The 7,946-nt window shown below is 68.5% G+C and carries 6 protein-coding genes and 1 pseudogene; 5 read left to right on the forward strand and 2 right to left on the reverse strand.

What is annotated here, in order from left to right; all coding sequences use genetic code 11:
- Positions 1-33: 33 nt before the first annotated feature.
- The 3 genes from ACWD3C_RS42460 to ACWD3C_RS42470 all read left to right on the forward strand — a co-directional run bounded on the left by ACWD3C_RS42460 (position 34) and on the right by ACWD3C_RS42470 (position 2,964).
- Positions 34-801 (forward strand): enoyl-CoA hydratase/isomerase family protein, encoded by a 768-nt coding sequence (locus ACWD3C_RS42460; protein WP_451153077.1) that lies wholly within the window; start codon positions 34-36, stop codon positions 799-801.
- A 328-nt stretch (positions 802-1,129) separates the two neighbouring features.
- The gene (locus ACWD3C_RS42465; protein WP_451153079.1) at positions 1,130-1,633 is read left to right on the forward strand and encodes an ATP-binding protein; all 504 of its coding nucleotides are present in this window, start codon (positions 1,130-1,132) and stop codon (positions 1,631-1,633) included.
- Between the two features lie 83 nt (positions 1,634-1,716).
- The gene (locus ACWD3C_RS42470; protein WP_451153081.1) at positions 1,717-2,964 is read left to right on the forward strand and encodes a YncE family protein; all 1,248 of its coding nucleotides are present in this window, start codon (positions 1,717-1,719) and stop codon (positions 2,962-2,964) included.
- Positions 2,965-3,081: 117 nt separating this feature from the next.
- On the opposite strand, the pseudogene ACWD3C_RS42475 reads toward ACWD3C_RS42470, so the two are convergent.
- Positions 3,082-3,372 (reverse strand): annotated as a pseudogene (locus tag ACWD3C_RS42475) (GNAT family N-acetyltransferase); the annotation flags it as partial.
- A gap of 193 nt (positions 3,373-3,565) precedes the next feature.
- Here ACWD3C_RS42475 and ACWD3C_RS42480 point away from each other — a divergent pair.
- Both ACWD3C_RS42480 and ACWD3C_RS42485 read left to right on the forward strand, forming a co-directional pair.
- Positions 3,566-3,778: an EF-hand domain-containing protein gene (locus ACWD3C_RS42480; protein ID WP_451153083.1), complete on the forward strand. Its 213-nt coding sequence runs from the start codon at positions 3,566-3,568 to the stop codon at positions 3,776-3,778.
- Between the two features lie 239 nt (positions 3,779-4,017).
- A complete protein-coding gene (locus tag ACWD3C_RS42485) occupies positions 4,018-4,683 on the forward strand; it encodes an NADPH-dependent F420 reductase (RefSeq protein ID WP_451153085.1) in 666 nt (221 codons plus the stop codon).
- A gap of 73 nt (positions 4,684-4,756) precedes the next feature.
- On the opposite strand, the gene ACWD3C_RS42490 is transcribed toward ACWD3C_RS42485, so the two are convergent.
- A complete protein-coding gene (locus ACWD3C_RS42490; RefSeq protein ID WP_451153087.1) occupies positions 4,757-7,765 on the reverse strand; it encodes a HEAT repeat domain-containing protein in 3,009 nt (1,002 codons plus the stop codon).
- Positions 7,766-7,946 lie beyond the last annotated feature (181 nt).

The following is a 7,946-nucleotide window of genomic DNA, read 5'->3' on the forward strand; positions in this document are numbered from 1 at the left end:
ACGACGACGTTAGTCCCCGTTAACCTGCGGAGCATGACCGTACATCTCGAAGTCGCCGAAGGCGTAGGCACCATCCGCCTCGACCGCCCGCCGATGAACGCCCTGGACATCGCCACCCAGGACCGCCTCAAGGAACTCGCCGAGGAGGCCGCACGGCGCGACGACGTGCGCGCCGTGGTCCTCCACGGCGGCGAGAAGGTGTTCGCGGCGGGCGCGGACATCAAGGAGATGCAGGCCATGGACCACGCGGCGATGATCGCGCGCTCCCGGGCCCTGCAGGACTCCTTCACCGCCGTCGCCCGCATCCCCAAGCCGGTCGTCGCGGCCGTCACGGGCTACGCGCTGGGCGGCGGCTGCGAGTTGACGCTGTGCGCCGACTACCGCATCGCCGCTCAGGACGCGAAGCTCGGGCAGCCGGAGATCCTGCTCGGCCTGATCCCCGGAGCGGGCGGCACCCAGCGGCTTGCCCGTCTGATCGGCCCGTCCAAGGCCAAGGACCTGATCTTCACCGGCCGTATGGTCAAGGCCGACGAGGCGCTCGCCCTCGGTCTGGTGGACCGGGTCCTCCCGGCCGAGGAGGTGTACCCGGCGGCGCACGAGTGGGCCGCGAAGCTCGCGCAGGGCCCGGCGATCGCGCTGCGCGCGGCGAAGGAGTCCATCGACGCGGGGCTGGAGACGGACCTCGAAACGGGGCTCGCGATCGAGCGGAACTGGTTCGCCGGGCTGTTCGCCACGGAGGACCGTGAGCGCGGGATGCGGAGCTTCGTGGAGGAGGGGCCGGGCAAGGCGAAGTTCGTCTGAGGCTCTTCGGAACGCTTCCCGCAAGGGCTTTCGGGGCGTCGAATCTCACCCCCCAAGTTCCGTTGATCCACTTGCAGTTGACGCGATGTCTTACCCGTATCCCCCGAAGGGGCGGTTTATGGGAGCCTTAAGGCAACCTTAAGCAAACCTTGTGATCACTCGCCGGCGATTGCCCGATCCGGAGGAATCGCCGCAGGTCACCAAGGCTGTGACGGGGCGTCTGCTGCCACTGGCATATGTCAGGCGAACCCTCCGGAATGTACGGTTCCGGGGGGTGTATTCCTGCGGAACGCCCCCGAACGGGCCTCTGGGCGGCCATGATGGGGGCATGGCGGGGCTGGAGGGTATCGAACAGCCGCGGCGGCACGGGGGTGCGACCGCGGCGCGCTGGTCGCCTGCGGTCGAGGACGAGCAGGCGCTCAAGGCACTGGAACTGTTCGGCAACCCCACCAAGGCCGAGGTCCCGCTCCCGTCCCGCCCCGAGTCCGCGGCCACCGCCCGCCGGCTCGCCCAGGTGGTGATCCTCCGGCACTGGGGACTCTCGCCGAAGACGACCGAGGACGCGGTGTTACTGGTGTCCGAACTCGTCGGCAACGCCGTACGGCACACCGGCGCCCGGGTGTTCGGCCTCCGGATGCGCCACTGCCGGGGCTGGATCCGTATCGAGGTCCGCGATCCCTCCCGCGGGCTCCCCTGTCTCATGCCGGTCCAGGACATGGACATCAGCGGACGCGGCCTCTTCCTCGTCGACAAGCTCGCCGACCGCTGGGGCGTCGACCTCCTGCCGCGCGGCAAGACGACCTGGTTCGAGATGCGGGTCGCCGACCGCTGACGTACGGGCCGGCCTTGGGCGCGCATCTCCGCCAAACGGTCCAATCGGCCGGTTTCCGGCACCGTCCCCCTTAAATGGTGCGCGTGACCACGCCCCGCACCCACACCCAGCGCGCCCTCCTCGCGGCCGCGGTCGTCAGCGCCTTCGCGGCCCTCGCCGCCTGCGGCACGGAGACCAAGGACCAGGCCACCGAGCGGACGCGAGCCAGTCAGGCCGCCGCCGAAGCCGTAGAAGCCGCCGAAGCTGCCGAAGCCGCCGAAGCTGCCGAAGCCGCCGAGCGGAAGAAGCGGACCGCTGTCGAGGGCCTGCACGGCATGCCGCCCGTCCTCGACCCGAACGACGTCTACGCCGCCGACCGCCCGAACAAGCTCTCCCCGGTGGTCAAGGACTTCCCGTCCCGCGTCTACGTCCCCAACAGCGAGTCCGACACCGTCTCCGTCATCGACCCCAAGACGTACGAGATCATCGAGACGATCCCGGTCGGCCGCCAGCCCCAGCATGTCGTCCCCTCCTGGGACATGAAGACCCTCTGGGTCAACAACAACCGCGGCCACACCCTCACCCCCATCGACCCGAAGACGGGGAAGGTGGGCAAGCCGGTCGAGGTGCACGACCCGTACAACCTGTACTTCACGCCCAACGGCAAACACGCCGTCGTCATGGCCTCCCTCGACCGCGAGCTGGTCTTCCGCGACCCGCACACCATGAAACGGGTCAAGACCGAGCCGGTCAGCTGCTACGGCGTCAACCACGCCGACTTTTCCCTCGACGGCCGCTACTTCATCGTCTCCTGCGAGTTCAGCGGCGAACTGCTCAAGGTCGACACCGAGCGGATGAAGGTCGTCGGCCAGCAGAAACTGCCCTTCGAGGGCGCCATGCCGCAGGACGTGAAGATCTCCCCGGACGGCAAGCGGTTCTACATCGCCGACATGATGGCCGACGGCATGTGGGTCCTCGACGGCGAGAAGTTCACCACCCCGGAACTCCTGCCCACCGGCAAGGGCTGCCACGGCCTGTACGTCGGCCGCGACTCGAAGGAGATGTACGTCTCCAACCGCGGCGAGGGCTCCGTCTCCGTCTTCGACTTCACCAAGAACAAGCTCACCAAGAAGTGGTGGCTCCCCGACGGCGGCAGCCCCGACATGGGCGGCGTCTCGGCGGACGGCAAGGTCCTGTGGCTGTCCGGGCGGTACGACGCCGAGGTGTACGCCATCGACACCCGCACCGGAGAACAGCTCGCCCGCATCCCCGTCGGCAGCGGCCCGCACGGTCTCGCGGTGTACCCGCAGCCGGGCCGCTACTCACTCGGGCACACGGGCATCTTCCGCTGATGCGGGGGCAGTTGCCCCGCTACTGATCGACTGACGGTCCCCGGCAGCGTCGATGGCCAGGTCGCGTCGAAGCCCCGGCTGCGTCGACGTCGGCGAGACCGTCACAGACCGGGGCTCTCAGGGCGCGACGAGCAGCGCCTCCGCCCCCACCGGACGGTAACCGGCCGCCTGGAACGCCCGTACGCTGCGCGCGTTCCCGGCGGCCTGCTGGGCCCAGACCGGCTCGCCGCCGCTCAGCTGCCGCGCCGCGGAGGCCAGCGCCCGGCCGAGCCCCCGATGCCGTACGGCCGTCCCGTCGTCGTCCACCTCGACCGCGGCCTCCAGCCGCCCCGCGATCCCGCGCCCCAGGACGAGCACGTCCCCGGCGGCGGCCCGCACCCGCACGTCGTCGCGCCGCTTGCGGGCCGCTCTCCTCCTCTTGAGTCTCCACTCACTGGAAGGCACAGACACAGACTCACTCACATGATCGACGTGGGCCGACCCACCGTGAGGAGTTCGCCTGGGTGGTCGCCGCGCTGCGCGGTCGGCTCGCCGGATAATCTGACCCGGTCAACACAGCAGTACTGCAGGACAACTCCTGTACCGAGAAGGGGCGGACCCGGTGGCGGACATCGACGAGGCACGCAAGCAGTTCGAGCGGATCGACACGAACGGTGACGGTTTCATCACCGCCGCCGAGTTCAAGACCGCTCTCGCCCAGGGCGGGGACTGGAACGTCACCGAAGCCGTGGCCGAGGCCGTCATCGCCGCCCAGGACCTCAACGGCGACAAGCTCCTCTCGTTCGACGAGTTCTGGGGCCACCTGAGCAAGTGATGCCGTGCACGGAGGGGCGCACACCGGTCACCTGGGTGCGCCCCTCCCGCGTGCCGTGCGCTTCCGTACGCGGGTTGGCTCTGAGGATGTTGTCGCCCGATCGGCGGAAGTCCGGAGCAGCCCGCTTCTGCCCGGGGGCGGGTGCTGCGCAGAACCGACAAACTGCCTTCGCGTACGCACCGTGAACGCGCTGCGAAGCCGTCGGACGGCAGACGGCACTCCTCCTGGAAGGGCCAGACATGAAGATCGGCATCATCGGCGCGGGCAACATCGGCGGCAACCTCACCCGACGGCTCACCGCCCTCGGCCACGAGGTCTCCGTCGCCAACTCCCGCGGCCCTCACACGCTCACCGCACTCGCCGAGGAGACCGGGGCGACACCGGTCCCGGTCGAGGAGGCGGCGCGCGACGCCGTGGTCGTCGTGATCGCCGTCCCCATGAGGGCGGTACCGGACCTTCCGCCCGGCTTCCTGGACGGAGCGGCGGACGACGTGGCGGTGATCGACACCGGCAACTACTACCCCCAGCAGCGCGACGGTAAGATCGCCCCCATCGACGACGAGGGCCTGACCGAGACCCGCTGGACCTCCCGGCAGATCGGCCACCCGGCGCTCGTCAAGGCCTTCAACGGCACCTACGCCCAGGACCTCCTCGACCGCCCCCGCCCGTCCGGCGCCCCCGACCGCATGGCCCTCCCCGTCGCCGGCGACGACCCGGCGGCCAAGACCCGCGTCCGCACCCTCATCGACGACCTCGGCTTCGACACGGTGGACGCGGGCGGCCTCGACGACTCCTGGCGCCAGCAGCCGGGGACGCCGGTGTACGGGTTCCGAGGTGGAGTCGAGGCCGTGACCAAGGCATTGGCGGAGGCGTCGCCGGAGCGGACGGCGGAGTTCCGGGGCTGACGGGGCGGTGGACGAGGGGCCCCAGCCGCGCGGTGCGGTGTGCGGCTGGGGCCCTGCCGCTGCCCAGTTCTGGCTAGCTCCGCTCAGCAGAAGCCCAGGACAGTCGCAAGGGGTACCGCTCCGACAGTTCTTCGTAGTGGGCGCGGACTTCCTCCAAGGGGAGGTCAACGGCAGCGCAAGAGGCCAGCAGGTCCTGCTCTGTCAGCTCATCTGCGGGGTCGATCCCCGGTGACACTCCGTCGCGGTCCCTGGACAGGAGCACTTTGGCGGTGCGGCTCGTCTCCAGGGAAGCGAGAGACCACAGGGCTGCGCTGCGGGTTTCGCTGGAATCGCCCTCCATGGCTTGTCGAATGACCTGACCGGCTTCAGCGTCTCCGAGCGCTGCCAGGGCTGCGATCATTGTCGAAGGCGGCTCCAGAGGCTGGACCCTTTGCAGTTCCAGGAGGGGACCGATGGCTTTGGGGTCACCGAGTTGGCCGAGTGCCTGGACGACCTCCGGCTGAGGTTCGCCGTCGGGATTGGTCAGGAGGCTCAGAAGGGGTTCCACCGCACTGGGATCACCGAGCTGTCCCAGGGCTGAAGGGACCCCCGTGCGTGGTTGACCGTCAGAGACGGTCAGTATGGCCAGGAGCGGTTCCACCGCCCTTCGGTCGCCAAGCCGGCCCAGGGCTTGAACGACCTGGTGCTGCAGGTCTTCGTCGGCGTCGGGCAGGAGACGCAGCAGGGGGACCACCACCAGGGGATTTCTCATCCGCGTCAACAGGAGCGCCGCTGCGCGGCGAACGTCTTCGTCGTCGTGCTGGAGAATCGCGACGACCGGATCGACTGCGTCCGGGAAAATCCTCGGGTACTCGTCCGAGATCAGGCCGCGAACCCTCGGCGCGGAGGACACGTATCGCTGGATCACCTTGGCGACCAGGGTGTGATGGCGCCCCTCGACTTCTGCGTCGAGACACCACAACAGGAATCCGACAGCCTCCCCTGGTATGTCGTCGGTCAGAATGGCCTGCGCCAACTCGTCCAATGCATCTGCCGAGTGTTCCCACCTCCTCCGGTCCATGGAATGAGGCGAGCCCTTGGCCAGCCAGCCGAGGACCCAGGCGGCAGCCATGGCCTCGCACGGTCCGCGCGAGAGCATGGAGGTGAGCCGCGACACCAGGCCAGGCACCATCGGGATGCCCTCGATGAACGCGGCCTGCATCAGGGCGAGGGCTGCTTCCACGGCCGCTTCGACCTGCGGTCCGTCGAGCCGGGCGGTCTGATCGCGTACCCATCCCTCGCGTTCCACCGGATTACGGGGCGCCGCGGTGCCGAGCATCGTGGCGGCAACGCCGGCGGTCCTCCAGAACTCTTCGGGACTCTTGAGCCAGGCGGTCACGATGCGGCGACTGAGCTTGGGTCCCCAATTGGAGCCCGCTATCTCCTCGGCTGCCGCGTCCGCGGTAGTGCTTGTAAGACCACCGCCGTCGAGGTCCGTGAGTTCGCCGATGAACCGGTCGATGATGTCCATCGCCACGCCCTCGCTGACGTTGGGCTCGTCCGAGAGGCACGAGCAGGCGAGCACGGCGCGTGGTCTGCTCGTGCCCATATCCTCTCCGTCCAGGGGGAGGAGCACTGCCTGGAGGACGTCGTCCACATCGTCGTCATTGCACGACATGACGCAGAGCCGGAGCGCCTCGCGCCAGCTCTCCGTGACGGTCGAATCACCCTCGTGCTGAGAGTTCGGGGCAGGAGTCGTCCGCGCGGCGAGGGTGGCGACCTGACCGGCCAGTGGCTTCTCCCTGTCCTTTCCCGGATACTTCCCCGCCACGAGTGCCAGTCCGGCCAGATATTCCTGAAAGGTCAGGTGGCGGAACTCGTAGACGGCAACGAGCTCGCCGTTGTGGCGGGTCCGACCGGACTCGACGAGGATTCCGGTGTTCCTCTCCAGGAGGCGCAGGAACTCCAGCGGGGGGCGTCGGCCTGCCGGCCGGACCATGGGAAAGTCCTGCCGCATCCGGTCAAGCGTGTCGACGACCTCGTCTTCCCGTATCTGCTGAACACCGGCGTCACACATCGAGTAGGCCAGATACTGGAGTTGGGGAAGCGCCTCGTACCGGTCCAGCCGCTCGCTCACGCTGCCGCGCCAGTTCAGGAGGACTTCCACGGCCTCCCGGTAGAGGTCCGCCCGACGGCTCGGCAGCTTTCCGACTTTCTTCTTGACCAGCGCCATGGTGGTCAGGAGCATCGGGTTCCCGGTGAGGCGCTCGATGCGATCCGTGCTGTGGATGTCGCTGATGAGCTGTTGCGCCGCGGACTCCCGACGGAGCATGGGCTCGGTCACCGTGCACCAGCGCCGCGCGAAGTCGTCCTTGTCCTCCGGGGTGAGGTCGAGCACCGTGACGTGCTCGAACCCGCGCGTGATGCGCAGCCCCATCTCCTTGTACCCGACGATCCTTGAGGTGACGATGATGGAGGCTTTCGGATACGCGACGTGGATCTGATCGATCTGTTGGCAGAAGCGGGCCCGCAGGCCCGGGTCGGAGATCTCGTCCAGGCCGTCGATCAGCAGCAGGACGCGCCCGGCCCGCAGGGCGTCGAGCAGAGTGTCGGTCAGGCTCCTGGCTTCGTGGTCGGAGAACTGGGAGGCGCGCAGCTGGTCCCGGACGATTTCCTCCAGTGGTCCCACGCCTCGTCCTGCTTCGATGTCGCGGCACCGGATGAGCAGGGGCAGCCAGTCGGCATCGGGGAGGGTGCCGACGTCCGGCAACTGGTTCCAGTCGGGGTCCGACTTCAGACGGAGGAGATAAGCGGTCGCGATCCAGCGCAGCATGGTGCTCTTGCCGGCGCCGGGATCTCCCAGCACGACGAGGCGTTTCGACTCCCGGAGCCGCTCGCCGATGGAGAAGCGCGCACCGCGGTCCCGCCCGTCACGACGGTCCCCTCGGTGGGCCTCCATGTCCTTGAGCTTCGTGTCGAGATCGTGGGATTCCGTTCCCGGAGGGATTTCCACCGCGACGCGGAGCGAGACATAAAGGCTGCGGAGCAGGAGCTCTTTGGTGGCGAGGTCGCGGTCCTCGACGGGGAAATACGCCAGATCCACGATGTCGCAGTTCTTGAGGGCGACTTCTCGGTATCTGCGCTCCAGACCGCTCCGCTTTCGGCGACCGCCTCTCGTCTCACCCGCCGGGTACTGAGGTTGAACTCGCAGTGGCGGGCCGGTAGATCATCCGGCGCCCATGAGTAATCCGGTCTCGGTGAGGCAGCCGTCGATCAGCTCTGCC

It is taken from the genome of Streptomyces sp. NPDC002845 (assembly GCF_053591955.1).

What these genes read in the sequence shown, in the direction of transcription:
- ACWD3C_RS42460 (WP_451153077.1), top strand. Translation starts at nt 34, where the DNA reads ATGACCGTACATCTCGAAGTCGCCGAAGGCGTAGGCACCATCCGCCTC.
- ACWD3C_RS42465 (WP_451153079.1), top strand. Translation starts at nt 1,130, where the DNA reads ATGGCGGGGCTGGAGGGTATCGAACAGCCGCGGCGGCACGGGGGTGCG.
- ACWD3C_RS42485 (WP_451153085.1), top strand. Translation starts at nt 4,018, where the DNA reads ATGAAGATCGGCATCATCGGCGCGGGCAACATCGGCGGCAACCTCACC.